The following is a 15,204-nucleotide window of genomic DNA, read 5'->3' as shown; positions in this document are numbered from 1 at the left end:
CCGGCGTTCGACATCCTCTACTGGAACAACGACACCACGCGCCTGCCCGCCGCGCTGCACGGCGAGTTCGTCGAACTGTTCAAGAGCAACCCGCTGAACCGCCCCGGCGCCCTGGAGGTCTCCGGCACGCCCATCGACCTGAAGCAGGTGACTTGCGACTTCTACTGTGTCGCCGGTCTGAACGACCACATCACCCCCTGGGAGTCGTGCTACAAGTCGGCCAGGCTGCTGGGTGGCAAGTGCGAGTTCATCCTCTCCAACAGCGGTCACATCCAGAGCATCCTCAACCCACCGGGCAACCCCAAGGCACGCTTCATGACCAATCCGGAACTGCCCGCCGAGCCCAAGGCCTGGCTGGAACAGGCCGGCAAGCACGCCGACTCGTGGTGGTTGCACTGGCAGCAATGGTTGGCCGAACGCTCCGGCAAGACCCGCAAGGCGCCCGCCAGCCTGGGCAACAAGACCTATCCGGCCGGCGAAGCCGCGCCCGGAACCTACGTGCATGAACGATGAAAAGCGACCAGCCTGAAGAACTGCCGCAGGAGCGATCCGCGGCCTCCGCCGACGAAACCCCGCCAGCGCCTCCGGCGCGGCCCCGCGCCGCGCGGAAGCCGGCCAGGCCCCGTATCGCCGAGCCCGCGGCTGCGCCGCCGAGGACCCCGAGCATGCCCCAGCCCTTCGTCTTCCGGACCATCGACCTCGACGGCCAGACCATCCGCACCGCAGTGCGGCCGGGCAAGGAAGGAAGCACTCCGCTGCTGATCTTCAACGGCATAGGCGCCAACCTGGAACTGGTATTCCCCTTCGTCCAGGCGCTCGACCCGGAACTGGAGGTGATCGCCTTCGACGTTCCCGGCGTCGGCGGTTCCTCGACGCCCAGCGTGCCCTACCGCTTTCCCGGCCTGGCCAAGCTGGCGGCGCGGATGCTCGACTACCTGGACTACGGCCAGGTCAACGCGATCGGCGTGTCCTGGGGCGGCGCGCTGGCCCAGCAGTTCGCCCACGACTATCCGGAACGCTGCAAGAAGCTGATCCTCGCCGCCACTTCGGCTGGCGCGGTGATGGTGCCGGGCAAGCCGAAGGTACTGATGCGCATGGCCAGCCCGCGGCGCTACATCCAGCCCTCCTATGGCGTACACATCGCCCCGGACATCTACGGCGGGGCCTTCCGCCGCGACCCCAAGCTGGCCATGGCGCATGCCAGCAAGGTGCGTTCGTCGGGCAAGCTGGGCTACTACTGGCAACTGTTCGCCGGGCTCGGCTGGACCAGCATCCACTGGCTGCATAGGATCCGCCAGCCGACCCTGGTGCTGGCCGGCGACGACGACCCGATCATCCCGCTGATCAACATGCGTGTGCTGGCCTGGCGCATTCCCAACGCCGAACTGCACGTGATCGACGACGGCCACCTGTTCCTGGTGACCCGCGCCGAATCGGTGGCGCCGATCATCATGAAGTTCCTCGCCGAGGAGCGCCGCCGCGCCGTCATGCACCCTCGTCCGTTCCTGCCCAAGACTGGCTGAACTGCTGCACGGGCAACACCAGGGCAGCAGACACTGCTTCGTCATGGTGCAGGTGCATAGTCAATGTTCCGCAACGGCGCATGGCGCCTGGCTTCGCCGCGACAGCGCAAGCTCTGCGACGCCCCTCCTGGCGTTGTGGTACAGCGCTTGCTGCCCCACTGTCGGGCGGCATCCTCCCTGTTCAGGCAGGTGTGCGGTTCTGCCCCGGGTGAAACGGAATTCACAGGCTATAACTGAGTATTCCGAGCCAGGGGACGATCGCCCGTGGCATCCAGACTGTGGTCCTACGACGGAGTATGGTCCATGCGAGAAAAGCAGGAATCGGGTAGCGTGCCGGTGCCCGCCGAGTTCATGAGTGCACAGAGCGCCATCGTCGGCCTGCGCGGCAAGGACCTGCTGACGACGGTCCGCAGCCTGGCTGTCCACGGCCTGCGCCAGCCGCTGCACAGTGCGCGGCACCTGGTCGCCTTCGGAGGCCAGTTGGGCAAGGTGCTGCTGGGCGACACCCTGCACCAGCCGAACCCACAGGACGCCCGCTTCCAGGATCCATCCTGGCGCCTCAATCCCTTCTACCGGCGCACCCTGCAGGCCTACCTGGCGTGGCAGAAGCAACTGCTCGCCTGGATCGACGAAAGCAACCTGGATTGCGACGATCGCGCCCGCGCCCGCTTCCTCGTCGCCTTGCTCTCCGACGCCGTGGCACCCAGCAACAGCCTGATCAATCCACTGGCGGTAAAGGAACTGTTCAATACCGGCGGGATCAGCCTGCTCAATGGCGTCCGCCACCTGCTCGAAGACCTGGTGCACAACGGCGGCATGCCCAGCCAGGTGAACAAGACCGCCTTCGAGATCGGTCGCAACCTCGCCACCACGCAAGGCGCGGTGGTGTTCCGCAACGAGGTGCTGGAGCTGATCCAGTACAAGCCGCTGGGCGAGCGCCAGTACGCCAAGCCCCTGCTGATCGTGCCGCCGCAGATCAACAAGTACTACATCTTCGACCTGTCGCCGGAAAAGAGCTTCGTCCAGTACGCCCTGAAGAACAACCTGCAGGTCTTCGTCATCAGTTGGCGCAACCCCGACGCCCAGCACCGCGAATGGGGCCTGAGCACCTATGTCGAGGCCCTCGACCAGGCCATCGAGGTCAGCCGCGAGATCACCGGCAGCCGCAGCGTGAACCTGGCCGGCGCCTGCGCCGGCGGGCTCACCGTGGCCGCCTTGCTCGGCCACCTGCAGGTGCGCCGGCAACTGCGCAAGGTCAGTAGCGTCACCTACCTGGTCAGCCTGCTCGACAGCCAGATGGAAAGCCCGGCGATGCTCTTCGCCGACGAGCAGACCCTGGAGAGCAGCAAGCGCCGCTCCTACCAGCATGGCGTGCTGGACGGGCGCGACATGGCCAAGGTGTTCGCCTGGATGCGCCCCAACGACCTGATCTGGAACTACTGGGTCAACAACTACCTGCTCGGCAGGCAGCCGCCGGCGTTCGACATCCTCTACTGGAACAACGACAACACGCGGCTGCCCGCGGCGTTCCACGGCGAACTGCTCGACCTGTTCAAGCACAACCCGCTGACCCGCCCGGGCGCGCTGGAGGTCAGCGGGACCGCGGTGGACCTGGGCAAGGTGGCGATCGACAGCTTCCACGTCGCCGGCATCACCGACCACATCACGCCCTGGGACGCGGTCTATCGCTCGGCCCTCCTGCTGGGCGGCCAGCGCCGCTTCATCCTGTCCAACAGCGGGCACATCCAGAGCATCCTCAACCCTCCCGGAAACCCCAAGGCCTGCTACTTCGAGAACGACAAGCTGAGCAGCGATCCACGCGCCTGGTACTACGACGCCAAGCGCGAAGAGGGCAGCTGGTGGCCGGTCTGGCTGGGCTGGCTGCAGGAGCGCTCGGGCGAGCTGGGCAACCCTGACTTCAACCTTGGCAGCGCCGCGCATCCGCCCCTCGAAGCGGCCCCGGGCACCTACGTGCATATACGCTGAAAGATCCGGCCCGGGCGCCTGGAGCCGGGCACCTCCATCCCCAGAAGAAGTCCGGATGAAGACACGCGACCGAATCCTCGAATGCTCGCTGTTGCTGTTCAACGAACAGGGCGAGCCCAACGTCTCGACACTGGAGATCGCCAACGAACTGGGCATCAGCCCGGGCAATCTCTACTACCACTTCCATGGCAAGGAACCGCTGGTGATGGCGCTGTTCGAGCGGTTCCAGGCCGAGTTGGCGCCGCTGCTCGATCCGCCCGAGGAGGTGCGCCTGGGCGCGGAGGACTACTGGCTGTTCCTGCACCTGATCGTCGAGCGCCTCGCCCACTACCGCTTCCTGTTCCAGGACCTGTCCAACCTGACCGGGCGCCTGCCACGGCTGGCTCGCGGCATCCGTACCTGGCTCGGCGCGCTGAAGCGGACCCTGGCCACCCTGCTGGCCCGCCTCAAGGCCGACCGGCAGTTGCGCAGCGACGCGCCGGCACTCGGGCAACTGGTCGAACAGATCACCCTGACCCTGCTGTTCTCCCTGGATTACCAGCGGGTACTGGGCAGCAAGGGCGAGGTGCGCACGGTGGTCTACCAGATCATGATGCTGGTCGCCCCGCATCTGCGCAGCGAGGCCCAACGCTCGGCGGAAAGCCTGGCGCAGCGCTACCTGGGACCGGAATGAAAAACGCCCGGCGAGTGCCGGGCGTGTGCCTTGCCGCCAGGACTCAGCCCTGGCTGCTCGGCGTCGCCGGAGCGTTCGCTGCCGGAGCGCTGGCAGCCGGTGTGGCGGCGGGGGCAGCGGGCGCGCTCGAAGACGCGGCGGGAGCGGCCGGTTTCGCCGCGGCGGGCTTGGCTGCCGGCTTCTTCGCCGCAGGCTTTTTCGCAGCCGGCTTGGCGGCAGGTTTCGCCGCGGGCTTGGCGGCGGTCGCAGCGGCCGGCTTGGCTGCCGGCTTCGCGGCAGGCTTGGCTGCGGCAGGTTTCGCAGCAGGCTTCGCCGCGGCCTTGGCTGCCGGCTTGGTCGCCGGTTTCGCTGCGGCCTTCGCAGTCGGTTTGGCGGCGGGCTTGGCTGCCGGCTTGGCGGCCGCGGTTTTCGCCGCGGTTTTTTTCGCCGCGGGTTTCGCCGCGGGTTTCGCCGCAGGCTTGGCGGCGGCCTTGGCTGCCGGTTTAGCTGCCGGCTTGGCCGCTGCGGTTTTCGCCGCGGGCTTGGCAGCCGGTTTCGCCGCAGGCTTGGCCGCTGCCTTCGCCGCCGGCTTGACGCTGACGCCGGTGAGTTTCTCGATCTGCCTGGTCAGCGTATCGACCTTGCTGTGCAGCTCCTTCACCTCGTTGCGGCTCGGCACGCCGAGACGCGAGATGGCGCTGTTCAGGCGCTTGTCGAAAGCTTCCTCGAGCTCGCTCCACTTGCCGAGCGCACGGTCCCGAACCTCGTCGACCTTGCTCTTCGCAGAGCGGGCGGAAGCCTTCGCCGCACCGACCTGCGCGTCCACATCGGACTTCGCTTCTTTTTCAGCCTTCTCGCCGTCTTTCACCAAGGTCTCGAACAGCTTGCTGCCGTCCTTGCTGACCTTCGAGTAGGCCCCCAGACCAGCCAGCCAGATCTGCCGCGAGTATTTCTCGATCTCGCCGATCCAACTGGACTCTTTTTCGCTCTTCTTCTTGCCAGCCATCCTGCTCTCCTTATTGGGTTCTCGCGACACGCTCGAGCACTGCGCTCAGCTCATCCAGCTTAGCAGAGAGTGCTTCGACATCGTTCCGGGAAGGTATGCCTATCCGGTTCAACGTGCTAGCGACACGGCTGTCGAATGCCTGCTCGATCCTGTCGAGCTGGTCTTCGACTTTTCCCTTCACCGAAGAGAGGCCGGTCTTGACACTGTCATTGGCCGAATCGACCTGACTTGTGACCAGCGATTTGCCTTTTTTCTCCAGGGCTTCGCCAGCTTTCACCAATTCCTTGAAGTAGTCGCTGCCTTCGGTGCCCAGGCGGGAATACGCACCCAGGCCGGCAAGCCAGATCTGGCGGGCATAGTGGCGGATCTCGGAGACCAGGGAAGTGGATTCGGAAACGGTCTTTTTCTTCAGGGCAATCTTGGCCATGGGGCACCTCACGCTCGTTGGGTTGAAGAAACCGCAGGCGCCGCCGGAACGCTGGCAGCGTGAGAGCAAGGTATCGGGGAAAATTAGAAACCGCATACTAAGCGGAAGATGGGCGCCGCCAGGACGGCGAACGCCCGGCGGGATCAGGCCAGCGCCTTGTCCAGCGCCTTCTCGATCTCGCCCTTGAGCAGGCCGCTCATGGCCGACAGCATCAGGCCGAGCTTGACGTCCACCGCGACCTTGTCCGCCCCCACCGCGATCCTGCCGTCGACGCCACTGCGTTTGAAGGTCAGCTCGTCGCCCTGCCATTCGCACTGCACGCCGTGCTCCTTCGCCAGACGTTCGGCCAGTTTCTCCGCCTTGGCCCGTGCGGCGTCCAGCCCCAGGCTGTGCGGACGTTCGATGTGGATACGCGACATGAATCGACTCCTGATTGCAGATCGGAAAACTATACGCGGCCAGACAAAACACCGCACCCGCGCCGTCGGACGGCGGCACAGCACTTTCCCCACATCCTGTTAGAATGCCCGGCATTCTTTCCAGGTGAGAACGTCATGAACGATCCCCGCAAAGGCGCCGACGCCGAACCCACCACCCACTTCGGCTACCAGAACGTTCCGGAAAGCCAGAAGGCGAAGAAGGTCGCCGAGGTATTTCACTCGGTGGCAGCCAAGTACGACCTGATGAACGACCTGATGTCCGGTGGCATCCATCGCCTGTGGAAGCGCTTCACCATCGAGCTGTCCGGCGTGCGCAGCGGGAACCGCGTGCTCGACATCGCCGGCGGCACCGGCGACCTGACCCGGCAGTTCTCGCGCCTGGTCGGCCCGACCGGCGAGGTGGTGCTGGCCGACATCAACGCCTCGATGCTCAAGGTCGGCCGCGACAAGCTGCTCGACAAGGGCGTCTCCGGCAACGTCAGCTTCGTCCAGGCGGACGCCGAGAAGCTGCCCTTCCCGGACAACCACTTCGACTGCGTGACCATCGCCTTCGGCCTGCGCAACGTCACCCACAAGGACGAAGCGATCCGCTCCATGCTGCGCGTGCTCAAGCCCGGTGGCCGCCTGCTAGTGCTGGAGTTCTCCAAGCCGAGCAGCAACCTGCTGTCCAAGGCCTACGACGCCTATTCGTTCAGCCTGCTTCCGCTGATGGGCAAGCTGGTCACCAACGACTCCGAGAGCTATCGCTACCTGGCCGAGTCGATCCGCATGCACCCCGACCAGGAAACCCTGAAGGCGATGATGGTGGAAGCCGGCTTCGACCGCGTGACCTACCACAACATGACCGGCGGCATCGTCGCCCTGCACCGCGGTATCAAGCCTTAACCGAGGGCGCGCCGATGAGCTCGCTGCTGATCCAGGCCGTGCTGGCCGCCGCCGAAACCGGCATCAATCGCGTCCTGCGCCTCGACGGGACAGCGCTGCCGCGCCTGCGCAGGCTTTCCGCCAAGGTCATCGAGGTCGACTGCCTGAGCCCGCCGCTGCGGATCTTCATCCTGCCCGCCGGCGACGGCCTGCACTTCGCCGCGCAGCATGAGGCGGAGGTCGACTGCACCCTGCGTGCGCCGGCCGGCAACCTCCTGCACCTGGCCCTGGCGCGCGACAAGACCCGCGTCCTGCACAGCCCGGAAGTCAGCATGGACGGCGACAGCGCGGCCCTGCTGGAACTGGCCGGCATCCTGCAGAGCCTGGAGCTGGACTGGGAGTACGAACTGTCGCGCTGGCTCGGCCCGCTCGCCACCCAGGTGCTCGGCAGCGGCCTGCGCGACGCTTCGCGCTGGAGCGCGCAGAGCCTGCACAGCCTGCGCCTGAACCTGGCCGACTACCTTGCCGAGGAAAGCCGTACGCTGGTCGGCCAGCACGAAGCCGAAGCACGCTTCGCCGAACTGGACCAGCTGAAGCTGGCCCTCGATCGTCTCGACGCGCGCGTCGGACGCCTCAGCCAAAAGACCAAGCCCGACGCATGAAGCTCCTCGCTGTCCGCCGCCTCCTGCGCATCCAGCGCGTCGTCATCCGCTACCGCCTGGACGACCTGATCCTCGAACTGCCGATGCTGCCCTGGTGGCTGCGCCTGCTCGGTGCCACCCTGCCCTGGCGCTGGCTGCCGCGGCGCAAGCTGGAACTGACCCGCGGCGCGCGCCTGCGCCTGGCACTGCAGGACCTCGGACCGATCTTCATCAAGTTCGGCCAGATTCTCTCCACCCGCCGCGACCTGCTGCCCGACGACATCGCCAACGAACTGGCCTGGCTGCAGGACAAGGTGCCGCCCTTCCCGCCGGAGCTGGCGGTCAAGCGCATCGAGGAACAGCTGGGCGCGAAGATCGAACAGGTCTTCGCCCGCTTCGAACGCGAACCGCTGGCCTCCGCCTCGGTGGCCCAGGTCCACGCCGCGCGCCTGAAGAGCGGCGAGGAAGTGGTGGTGAAGGTGATCCGGCCGAACCTGGAACCGGTGATCCGCTCCGACATCGCCTGGCTGTTCATCCTCGCCCGCCTCGCCGAGCGGGTCTCCAGCGAGGCGCGGCGCCTGCACCCGGTGGAAGTGGTCAGCGACTACGAGAAGACCATCGTCGACGAACTCGACCTGCTCCGCGAGGCGGCCAACGCCTCGCAGCTGCGACGCAACTTCGAAGGCTCGCCGCTGCTCTACGTGCCACAGGTCTACTGGGACTGGTGCCGGCCCAAGGTGCTGGTGATGGAGCGCATCTACGGCATCCCGGTGACCGACCTGGAAACCCTGCGCGACCAGCGCACCGACTTCAAGGCACTGGCCGAGCGCGGCGTGGAGATCTTCTTCACCCAGGTGTTCCGCGACAGCTTTTTCCATGCCGACATGCACCCCGGCAACATCTTCGTCAGCACCCGCGCGCCCTGGAGCCCGCAATACATCGCGGTGGACTGCGGCATCGTCGGCAGCCTGACCGACGAGGACCAGGACTACCTGGCGCGCAACCTGATCGCCTTCTTCAAGCGCGACTACCGCAAGGTCGCCCAACTGCATATCGACTCCGGCTGGGTACCGGCGGAAACCAAGGTCAACGACTTCGAGGCGGCGATCCGTACCGTCTGCGAACCGATCTTCGAGAAGCCGCTGAAGGACATCTCCTTCGGCCAGGTCCTGCTGCGCCTGTTCCAGACCGCGCGCCGTTTCAACATGGAGATCCAGCCGCAACTGGTGTTGCTGCAGAAGACCCTGCTGAACATCGAAGGCCTCGGCCGCCAGCTCTACCCGGAACTCGACCTGTGGGCCACCGCACAGCCGTTCCTGGAGCGCTGGATGCGCGAACGGGTCAGCCCGAAGCAGTTGCTGCGCAATTTCCAGCAACAGGTCGAGCAGGTGCCGCACCTGTCGCAAATGGCCCGCGACACCCTCGAACGCCTGTCACAACCGCACGCCCACAATGCGCCGCCGCCGGAGTGGAAAGGTTCCCGCCACGACTGGCTCGGGCGCCTGGTGGGCGCGGTGCTGCTGGTCGGCGCCGCCGAGGTCGGCCTGGGTCAGCAGCTGGAAGCCTGGCCGGCGTGGGTGATGCTGGCCGGCGGGGTGTTCCTGATCCTGCGCCGCTAGCGCCGCGCACGGCCACTAGGCCCGCGCCGATAGCCAGTCGCGCTCCCGGCTGGCACACTACTCCCATTTCCGCCGGAAACGCACGCAACGTACCGGCAACGAACGTGGAAAGACCATGAAAGACTGGCTGGATGAGATTCACTGGAACGCCGACGGCCTGGTCCCGGCGATCGCCCAGGATCACGAGACCGGGCGCGTGCTGATGATGGCCTGGATGAACCGCGAGGCGCTGGCCCTGACCGCCAGCGAGAACCGTGCAATCTATTGGTCGCGTTCGCGTGGCAAGCTGTGGCGCAAGGGCGAGGAGTCCGGGCATGTGCAGAAGCTGCACGAACTGCGCCTGGACTGCGACGCCGACGTGGTCATCCTGATGGTCGAGCAGGTCGGCGGGATCGCCTGCCATACCGGCCGGGAAAGCTGTTTCTACCGCGTCTTCGAGAACGGCGCCTGGAAGACCGTCGATCCGGTGCTGAAGGACCCGGACGCCATCTACGAACACGCAGGACACCACCATGAGTGACACCCTGACCCGCCTGGCAGCGGTGCTCGAGGAGCGCAAGAACGCCGCGCCCGACAGCTCCTATGTGGCCAGTCTGTACCACAAGGGCCTGAACAAGATCCTGGAGAAGGTCGGCGAGGAGTCGGTGGAAACCATCATCGCCGCCAAGGATGCCGCGGCCAGCGGCGACTGCCAGGACCTGATCTACGAAACCGCCGACCTCTGGTTCCACTCGCTGGTGATGCTCTCGGCCCTCGGCCAGCATCCGCAAGCCGTGCTGGACGAACTGGAGCGCCGCTTCGGCCTTTCCGGCCACGCCGAGAAAGCCGCCCGCCAACCATCGGCCTGAACCTACACATTGCGAGGAATACGACATGGGCATTTTTGACTGGAAACACTGGATCGTCATCCTGATCGTCGTGGTACTGGTGTTCGGCACCAAGCGCCTGAAGAACCTCGGTTCCGACGTCGGCGAAGCGATCAAGGGCTTCCGCAAGGCGGTGAACACCGAGGAAGACGACAAGAAGGACCAGCCCGCCGCCCAGCCGGCCCAACCGCTGAACCAGCCGCACACCATCGACGCCCAGGCGCAGAAGGTCGAAGAGCCGGCGCGCAAGGACTGACGGGTAGCCATCGATGTTCGGAATCAGCTTCAGCGAACTGTTGCTGGTCGGGCTGGTCGCCCTGCTGGTGCTCGGCCCCGAGCGCCTGCCGGGCGCCGCACGTACCGCCGGCCTGTGGATCGGCCGCCTGAAGCGCAGTTTCAATACCATCAAGCAGGAAGTGGAACGGGAAATCGGCGCGGACGAGATTCGCCGGCAACTGCACAACGAGCACATCCTCTCGATGGAGCGCGAAGCGCAGAAGCTGCTGGCCCCGCTGACCGGCCAGAATCCCCCGCAGGAAACCCCGCCGCCGGCGGCCGAGAGCCCGGCGCCGAGCGTACCCACGCCGCCGCCGACCAGCACGCCTGCGGTTCCGCCCGCGGACGCCGCGGCACCGCCGGCAGTCGCTGCCTCCACTCCCCCTTCGCCACCGTCCGAGACGCCGCGTAATCCATGAGCGCCGATAAACCCGAGCAGCCCGAGCACGACCAGGAAATGCCCCTGGTCTCGCACCTGACCGAACTGCGTACGCGCCTGCTGCGCAGCGTGGCGGCGATCTTCCTGATCTTCGCCGGCCTGTTCTACTTCTCGCAGAAGATCTACACCCTGGTCTCCGAGCCGTTGCGCCGCTTCCTTCCGGAAGGCACCAGCATGATCGCCACCGACGTCGCCTCGCCGTTCCTCGCGCCGTTCAAGCTGACCATGGTGGTGGCGCTGTTCCTCGCCATGCCGGTGATCCTCGCGCAGGTCTGGGGCTTCATCGCGCCCGGCCTGTACAAGCACGAGAAGCGCGTGGCGCTGCCGCTGCTGGTGTCCAGCATCATCCTGTTCTACGCCGGGATGGCCTTCGCCTACTTCCTGGTGTTCCCGATGATCTTCCACTTCTTCGCCAGCGTGACGCCCGAGGGCGTGGCGATGATGACGGACATCAACAGCTACCTGGACTTCGTCCTGACTCTGTTCTTCGCCTTCGGCGTCGCCTTCGAGATCCCGGTGGCCACGGTGCTGCTGATCTGGATCGGAGTGGTCGACGTCGAGTACCTGAAGAAGATCCGCCCGTACGTGATCATCGGCTGTTTCGTGGTCGGCATGGTCCTGACCCCGCCGGACATCTTCTCCCAGACCATGCTCGCGGTGCCGATGTGGCTGCTGTTCGAGATCGGCCTGCTGTTCGGCCGCCTGGTACGCAAGCGCGGCGAGCATCCGGACGACCAACCGGCCAGCGACGGCGACCAGCCTCCGGCCACCCGCCAGTGAACCTGCTGCTCCTCGACGACGCCGACTTCGTGTCGGCGGATCGTGCGGTCCTGCACGATCGCCGCCTCAAGCACCTGCACGAAGTGCACCGCGCCGAGAACGGCGACACCCTGCGGGTCGGCCGCCTCGGCGGCTGGATGGGCGAAGGTCGCCTGCTGAAGCTCGACGCCAGCGAGGCGACCCTGGAAGTGCGCTTCGACCAGCCGCCGCCGGCCAAGCTGCCGATCACCCTGCTGCTGGCCTTGCCGCGACCGAAGATGCTCCGCCGGGTGTTGCAGACCATCGCCGCGATGGGCGTACCGAAGCTGGTGCTGCTGAACAGCTACCGCGTGGAAAAGAGCTTCTGGCAGACCCCGTTCCTCGACCCGGCGGCGATCCGCGAGAACCTGGTCCTCGGCCTGGAGCAGGCCCGCGATACGGTGCTGCCGGAAATCATCGTCGAGAAGCGCTTCAAACCCTTCGTCGAAGACCGCCTGCCGGCCCTGGCCGCCGGCAGCCTCGGCCTGGTCGGCCATCCCGGTCCCTGGCCGGCCTGTCCGCGCGCGGTGGAGAAGCCGGTGACCCTGGCGATCGGCCCGGAAGGCGGCTGGATTCCCTACGAGGTCGACAAGCTGCGCGAAGCCGGACTGCATCCGGTGCAGCTCGGCGAACGCATCCTGCGCGTGGAAACCGCGGTCAGCGCCCTGCTTGCGCGGTTGTTCTGAAAAAACTCCGGTAAAAGACTGAAGGTTTTCCCCGCCCGGCCGACATCCTCTGTCGCGCAGGGCTCCGCACGACAACCATAAGACCTCGCCCGCCGGCCACGTACCGGCCCTCCGCGCCCGCACGCCGGACGCGACGACGCTGAGCCATTACCTGTTCCGCCACGCCATGGGGCTGCCAACCCAGGGTGTCGCACTGCCTGGAGTAATGACGATGTACGATTGGTGGGTTCTCCAACTGGCCAAGCTGAGCGTCAGCCGCAAGCTGATGGTCGGTTTCGGTGTCCTCCTCGCGCTGCTTCTGCTGGTGGTGATCAGCAGCAACCGCACCCTCACGCACCAGACCGCCCTCAGCGAGCAGCTCGCCGAAGTCGCCAGCCTGATGGAACAGACCCAGCAAGCCGAACAAGGCCGCCTGGCATTCGAAGCCGGCAGCGACCCGCGCCAGGCCGAGCAGGTCCGCCAGACCCTGGCCGGGATGCTCCAGCGCCTGCAGGCGCTGCGCGACAGCGAGCTCGACCCGGCCGCCCTGGCCCACCAGACCGAAGCCATCGAAGCCTACCGCAAGGCTTTCGACGACCTCGCCGCAGCCGATCAGCAACGCAGCGCCGCCCGTGGTGTGCTGGTGGGCACTGCACAGCAGGCGCTGGACAGCTTCGCCCGCCTCGAGGAACTGATGGACGCCAGCCTCGCGCAGCAGGCCGGCGACCCGCAGGCGTTGCAACGTAGCCGTGCGGTGGCCGACCTGCACCAACAGTTGCTCATGGTGCGTTACCAGGTGCGCGGCTACGTCTTCGAACGCAGCGACAAGGCCGAGCAGGCCGCGTTCGCCGCGTTCGACGCCCTCCGCCAGGCCGCCACGACGCTGCGTGGCCAGTTGCCCGGCGAGGCCGATGCGGCGCTGGAACAGGCCATGGGTAGCCTCCAGGGCTATCGTGGCGGGATCGAGCAGTTCCGTGCCGGCGTCATCCGCACGCGCCAGGCGCAGCAAGCGATGCAAAGCAGCACCCAGGATATGGCCCGGGCCGGCCGGACCCTCACCGAAGCCGGTCGCCAATTGCGCGAGAGCACCGCCAGCCGCGACCGCGCCAGCCTCTGGCTGATCGCCGCGCTGGCCCTGGCCTTCGGCTGCGTCGCCGGCTGGGCGATCAACCGGCAGATCGTCCGGCCGCTGGACGAAGCCCTCGCGCAGGCCGAGGCCATCGCCGCCGGCGACCTCGGCAAGCGTCCGCAGAATCCCCTGACCCTCCAGCGCCGCGACGAACTGGGCCAGTTGCAGCGAGTCATGCAGCGCATGGGCGACAGCCTGCGCGAGCTGGTCGGGCGGATCGGCGACGGCGTCAGCCAGTTGGCCAGCTCCGCCGAGGAACTCTCGGCGGTCACCGAGCAGACCCGCGCCGGGGTCAACAGCCAGAAAGTGGAGACCGACCAGGTCGCCACCGCCATGCACGAGATGGCCGCCACCGTGCAGGACGTCGCGCGCAACGCCGAACTGGCTTCCCAGGCCGCTCGCCAGGCCGACGAAGAGGCGCGCCAGGGCGACGCGGTGGTCGACCAGGCGGTGACCCGCATCGAGCGCCTGGCTAGCGAAATGGACGTTTCCAGCGAAGCCATGGCGCGCCTGAAGAACGAGAGCGAGCAGATCGGCAGCGTCCTCGACGTGATCAAGTCGGTGGCCGAGCAAACCAACCTGCTGGCGCTCAACGCAGCCATCGAAGCGGCACGCGCCGGCGACGCCGGACGCGGCTTCGCGGTGGTCGCCGACGAGGTCCGCGGCCTGGCCCAGCGCACCCAGCAGTCCACCGCCGAGATCGAGGGCCTGATCCAGCGTCTCCAGCAGGGCGCCGGCGAAGCCGCCGAACGCCTGGAGAACAGCCGCTCGCTGACCGCCAGCACGGTGGAACTGGCGCGCCGCGCCGGCGCCGCGCTGGACAGCATCACCCGCACCGTCTCCGACATCCAGAACATGAACCTGCAGATCGCCACTGCCGCGGAGCAACAGAGCACGGTGGCCGAGGAGATCAACCGCAGCGTCCTCAGCGTACGCGACGTCGCCGAGCAGTCGGCCGCCGCCAGCGAGCAGACCGCCGCCTCCAGCGGCGAGCTGGCGCGCCTGGGCACGCAGTTGCAGGCACAGGTGGGACGCTTCCGCCTGTAACATCCCGAGAGGATCCTCCTTGCATCGGCAGCCCCTCCCGTCCATCGAAAGCGGACAGGAGGGGCACCTTTGCGTAGGATCAGGCTTTCGCCTTTTGGGAGATGACGCCATGCGCCCGATGACCATCGATATCGACGAACTGGCCTTCGCCCTGGATACCCCGGGAATCGACCACTACCTCGACCTGTACAGCGGCAAGGTGCTGCTGATCTCCGCCGAGGCGCCCGATCCCGAACTGGACGCATTGCTGGAAAACGAGCCGGAACGCCTGCTGCTGATCGACCCGCTGAGCACCACCCAGTCGCTGGGACTGATGCAGGATTTCCTCCGCGAGGTGGAAGAGCCGCACGCCTATGCGACGCTCGCCAACGCGCTGCAGAGCCGCAAGCCGTTCAAGGCCTTCAAGCACTCTCTGATGGAGTACCCGGAACTGTTGCAGGACTGGTACCGCTACCAGAACGAGCGCCTGCGCGAATGGGCGCTGGACTGGCTGGAGGACAACGATATCCAGCCGGCCGCGCGGCAGAGTCCGACGTCGCTCCTGCCGCCGCCGGGCAAGCCGTTCGCCTAGCGCGGTACTAGAGGACCTGACGGAGGAAGGCCTGGGCCCGCGGGTCCTGCGGATTGTCGAAGAACTGCGCCGGCGGCGCGTCCTCCAGCAGCTTGCCGTGGTCGAAGAACAGCACGCGGTCGGCCACTTCGCGGGCAAAGCCCATCTCGTGGGTCACGCAGACCATGGTCATGCCTTCCACGGCCAGGGTCTTCATGACGTCGAGGACTTCGCCGACCATCTCCGGATCGAGCGCCGAGGTCGGTTCGTCGAACA

The 15,204-nt window shown here is 66.7% G+C and carries 17 protein-coding genes and 2 pseudogenes; 15 read left to right on the top strand and 4 right to left on the bottom strand.

The features are described from left to right. From HMPREF2716_RS01605 to HMPREF2716_RS01590, 4 genes and pseudogenes are all read left to right on the top strand, one after another. A pseudogene (locus tag HMPREF2716_RS01605) lies at window positions 1-513 on the top strand (class II poly(R)-hydroxyalkanoic acid synthase); the annotation flags it as partial. A gap of 152 nt (window positions 514-665) precedes the next feature. Then, window positions 666-1,523 carry a poly(3-hydroxyalkanoate) depolymerase gene (gene phaZ, locus HMPREF2716_RS01600; RefSeq protein ID WP_003095866.1) on the top strand — a complete coding sequence of 286 codons (858 nt, stop codon included), beginning with the start codon at window positions 666-668 and terminating at the stop codon, window positions 1,521-1,523. Between the two features lie 303 nt (window positions 1,524-1,826). Beyond that, the gene (gene phaC / locus HMPREF2716_RS01595; protein WP_003103289.1) at window positions 1,827-3,509 is read left to right on the top strand and encodes a class II poly(R)-hydroxyalkanoic acid synthase; all 1,683 of its coding nucleotides are present in this window, start codon (window positions 1,827-1,829) and stop codon (window positions 3,507-3,509) included. Between the two features lie 55 nt (window positions 3,510-3,564). Next, entirely contained in the window at window positions 3,565-4,182 is a 618-nt protein-coding gene (locus HMPREF2716_RS01590; RefSeq protein ID WP_003103292.1) for a TetR/AcrR family transcriptional regulator, read from the top strand. A 43-nt stretch (window positions 4,183-4,225) separates the two neighbouring features. Here HMPREF2716_RS01590 and HMPREF2716_RS01585 read toward each other — a convergent pair whose 3' ends face one another. The 3 genes from HMPREF2716_RS01585 to HMPREF2716_RS01575 all read right to left on the bottom strand — a co-directional run bounded on the left by HMPREF2716_RS01585 (window position 4,226) and on the right by HMPREF2716_RS01575 (window position 6,013). Further along, entirely contained in the window at window positions 4,226-5,167 is a 942-nt protein-coding gene (locus HMPREF2716_RS01585) for a phasin family protein (RefSeq protein ID WP_023090927.1), read from the bottom strand. A gap of 10 nt (window positions 5,168-5,177) precedes the next feature. Further along, on the bottom strand, window positions 5,178-5,594 hold the full coding sequence (locus HMPREF2716_RS01580; protein WP_003103463.1) for a phasin family protein: 417 nt from the start codon (window positions 5,592-5,594) through the stop codon (window positions 5,178-5,180). Window positions 5,595-5,737: 143 nt separating this feature from the next. After that, window positions 5,738-6,013 (bottom strand): polyhydroxyalkanoic acid system family protein, encoded by a 276-nt coding sequence (locus tag HMPREF2716_RS01575; protein WP_003095874.1) that lies wholly within the window; start codon window positions 6,011-6,013, stop codon window positions 5,738-5,740. Between the two features lie 135 nt (window positions 6,014-6,148). Here HMPREF2716_RS01575 and ubiE point away from each other — a divergent pair, with 135 nt between their 5' ends. The 11 genes from ubiE to HMPREF2716_RS01520 all read left to right on the top strand — a co-directional run bounded on the left by ubiE (window position 6,149) and on the right by HMPREF2716_RS01520 (window position 14,949). After that, a complete protein-coding gene (gene ubiE / locus HMPREF2716_RS01570; RefSeq protein ID WP_003103462.1) occupies window positions 6,149-6,919 on the top strand; it encodes a bifunctional demethylmenaquinone methyltransferase/2-methoxy-6-polyprenyl-1,4-benzoquinol methylase UbiE in 771 nt (256 codons plus the stop codon). Between the two features lie 14 nt (window positions 6,920-6,933). Continuing rightward, complete coding sequence (locus HMPREF2716_RS01565) at window positions 6,934-7,560, top strand: ubiquinone biosynthesis accessory factor UbiJ (RefSeq protein ID WP_003103460.1); 627 nt, start codon at window positions 6,934-6,936, stop codon at window positions 7,558-7,560. Beyond that, a complete protein-coding gene (gene ubiB, locus HMPREF2716_RS01560) occupies window positions 7,557-9,158 on the top strand; it encodes a ubiquinone biosynthesis regulatory protein kinase UbiB (RefSeq protein WP_003095885.1) in 1,602 nt (533 codons plus the stop codon). Before HMPREF2716_RS01565 ends, ubiB begins: the two co-directional genes overlap by 4 nt. A 115-nt stretch (window positions 9,159-9,273) precedes the next feature. Beyond that, window positions 9,274-9,678, top strand: coding sequence for a phosphoribosyl-AMP cyclohydrolase (hisI, locus tag HMPREF2716_RS01555; RefSeq protein ID WP_003095888.1), 405 nt, complete (start codon window positions 9,274-9,276; stop codon window positions 9,676-9,678). Beyond that, entirely contained in the window at window positions 9,671-10,006 is a 336-nt protein-coding gene (locus HMPREF2716_RS01550; protein ID WP_003103458.1) for a phosphoribosyl-ATP diphosphatase, read from the top strand. The genes hisI and HMPREF2716_RS01550 overlap by 8 nt, the downstream gene beginning before the upstream one ends. Window positions 10,007-10,031: 25 nt before the next feature. After that, on the top strand, window positions 10,032-10,280 hold the full coding sequence (locus tag HMPREF2716_RS01545; RefSeq protein ID WP_003095893.1) for a twin-arginine translocase TatA/TatE family subunit: 249 nt from the start codon (window positions 10,032-10,034) through the stop codon (window positions 10,278-10,280). 13 nt (window positions 10,281-10,293) lie between these two features. Next, complete coding sequence (gene tatB, locus HMPREF2716_RS01540; RefSeq protein ID WP_003115042.1) at window positions 10,294-10,719, top strand: Sec-independent protein translocase protein TatB; 426 nt, start codon at window positions 10,294-10,296, stop codon at window positions 10,717-10,719. Next, window positions 10,716-11,519 (top strand): twin-arginine translocase subunit TatC, encoded by an 804-nt coding sequence (gene tatC, locus HMPREF2716_RS01535; protein WP_003095896.1) that lies wholly within the window; start codon window positions 10,716-10,718, stop codon window positions 11,517-11,519. The genes tatB and tatC overlap by 4 nt, the downstream gene beginning before the upstream one ends. Continuing rightward, window positions 11,516-12,223, top strand: a complete 708-nt coding sequence (locus HMPREF2716_RS01530) for a 16S rRNA (uracil(1498)-N(3))-methyltransferase (protein WP_003095898.1) — start codon at window positions 11,516-11,518, stop codon at window positions 12,221-12,223. The genes tatC and HMPREF2716_RS01530 overlap by 4 nt, the downstream gene beginning before the upstream one ends. A 211-nt stretch (window positions 12,224-12,434) precedes the next feature. Continuing rightward, window positions 12,435-14,378 carry a methyl-accepting chemotaxis protein McpK gene (locus HMPREF2716_RS01525; RefSeq protein ID WP_003121214.1) on the top strand — a complete coding sequence of 648 codons (1,944 nt, stop codon included), beginning with the start codon at window positions 12,435-12,437 and terminating at the stop codon, window positions 14,376-14,378. Window positions 14,379-14,487: 109 nt separating this feature from the next. Then, window positions 14,488-14,949, top strand: a complete 462-nt coding sequence (locus HMPREF2716_RS01520) for a UPF0158 family protein (protein WP_003095904.1) — start codon at window positions 14,488-14,490, stop codon at window positions 14,947-14,949. Between the two features lie 7 nt (window positions 14,950-14,956). On the opposite strand, the pseudogene HMPREF2716_RS01515 reads toward HMPREF2716_RS01520, so the two are convergent. Then, window positions 14,957-15,204 (bottom strand): annotated as a pseudogene (locus HMPREF2716_RS01515) (amino acid ABC transporter ATP-binding protein); the annotation flags it as partial.

The sequence above is a fragment of the Pseudomonas sp. HMSC076A11 genome, from assembly GCF_001810205.1.
GTDB classification, from domain to species: Bacteria; Pseudomonadota; Gammaproteobacteria; order Pseudomonadales; family Pseudomonadaceae; genus Pseudomonas; species Pseudomonas aeruginosa.
Note: the sequence above shows the minus strand (reverse complement) of the source record. Positions and strands in the feature narration are given on the sequence as shown.

What these genes read in the sequence shown, in the direction of transcription:
- phaZ (WP_003095866.1), top strand. Translation starts at nt 666, where the DNA reads ATGCCCCAGCCCTTCGTCTTCCGGACCATCGACCTCGACGGCCAGACC.
- phaC (WP_003103289.1), top strand. Translation starts at nt 1,827, where the DNA reads ATGCGAGAAAAGCAGGAATCGGGTAGCGTGCCGGTGCCCGCCGAGTTC.
- HMPREF2716_RS01545 (WP_003095893.1), top strand. Translation starts at nt 10,032, where the DNA reads ATGGGCATTTTTGACTGGAAACACTGGATCGTCATCCTGATCGTCGTG.
- ubiE (WP_003103462.1), top strand. Translation starts at nt 6,149, where the DNA reads ATGAACGATCCCCGCAAAGGCGCCGACGCCGAACCCACCACCCACTTC.
- tatC (WP_003095896.1), top strand. Translation starts at nt 10,716, where the DNA reads ATGAGCGCCGATAAACCCGAGCAGCCCGAGCACGACCAGGAAATGCCC.
- HMPREF2716_RS01585 (WP_023090927.1), bottom strand. Translation starts at nt 5,167, where the DNA reads ATGGCTGGCAAGAAGAAGAGCGAAAAAGAGTCCAGTTGGATCGGCGAG.
- HMPREF2716_RS01525 (WP_003121214.1), top strand. Translation starts at nt 12,435, where the DNA reads ATGTACGATTGGTGGGTTCTCCAACTGGCCAAGCTGAGCGTCAGCCGC.
- HMPREF2716_RS01575 (WP_003095874.1), bottom strand. Translation starts at nt 6,013, where the DNA reads ATGTCGCGTATCCACATCGAACGTCCGCACAGCCTGGGGCTGGACGCC.
- HMPREF2716_RS01520 (WP_003095904.1), top strand. Translation starts at nt 14,488, where the DNA reads ATGCGCCCGATGACCATCGATATCGACGAACTGGCCTTCGCCCTGGAT.
- ubiB (WP_003095885.1), top strand. Translation starts at nt 7,557, where the DNA reads ATGAAGCTCCTCGCTGTCCGCCGCCTCCTGCGCATCCAGCGCGTCGTC.
- hisI (WP_003095888.1), top strand. Translation starts at nt 9,274, where the DNA reads ATGAAAGACTGGCTGGATGAGATTCACTGGAACGCCGACGGCCTGGTC.
- HMPREF2716_RS01580 (WP_003103463.1), bottom strand. Translation starts at nt 5,594, where the DNA reads ATGGCCAAGATTGCCCTGAAGAAAAAGACCGTTTCCGAATCCACTTCC.
- HMPREF2716_RS01590 (WP_003103292.1), top strand. Translation starts at nt 3,565, where the DNA reads ATGAAGACACGCGACCGAATCCTCGAATGCTCGCTGTTGCTGTTCAAC.
- HMPREF2716_RS01550 (WP_003103458.1), top strand. Translation starts at nt 9,671, where the DNA reads ATGAGTGACACCCTGACCCGCCTGGCAGCGGTGCTCGAGGAGCGCAAG.
- HMPREF2716_RS01565 (WP_003103460.1), top strand. Translation starts at nt 6,934, where the DNA reads ATGAGCTCGCTGCTGATCCAGGCCGTGCTGGCCGCCGCCGAAACCGGC.
- tatB (WP_003115042.1), top strand. Translation starts at nt 10,294, where the DNA reads ATGTTCGGAATCAGCTTCAGCGAACTGTTGCTGGTCGGGCTGGTCGCC.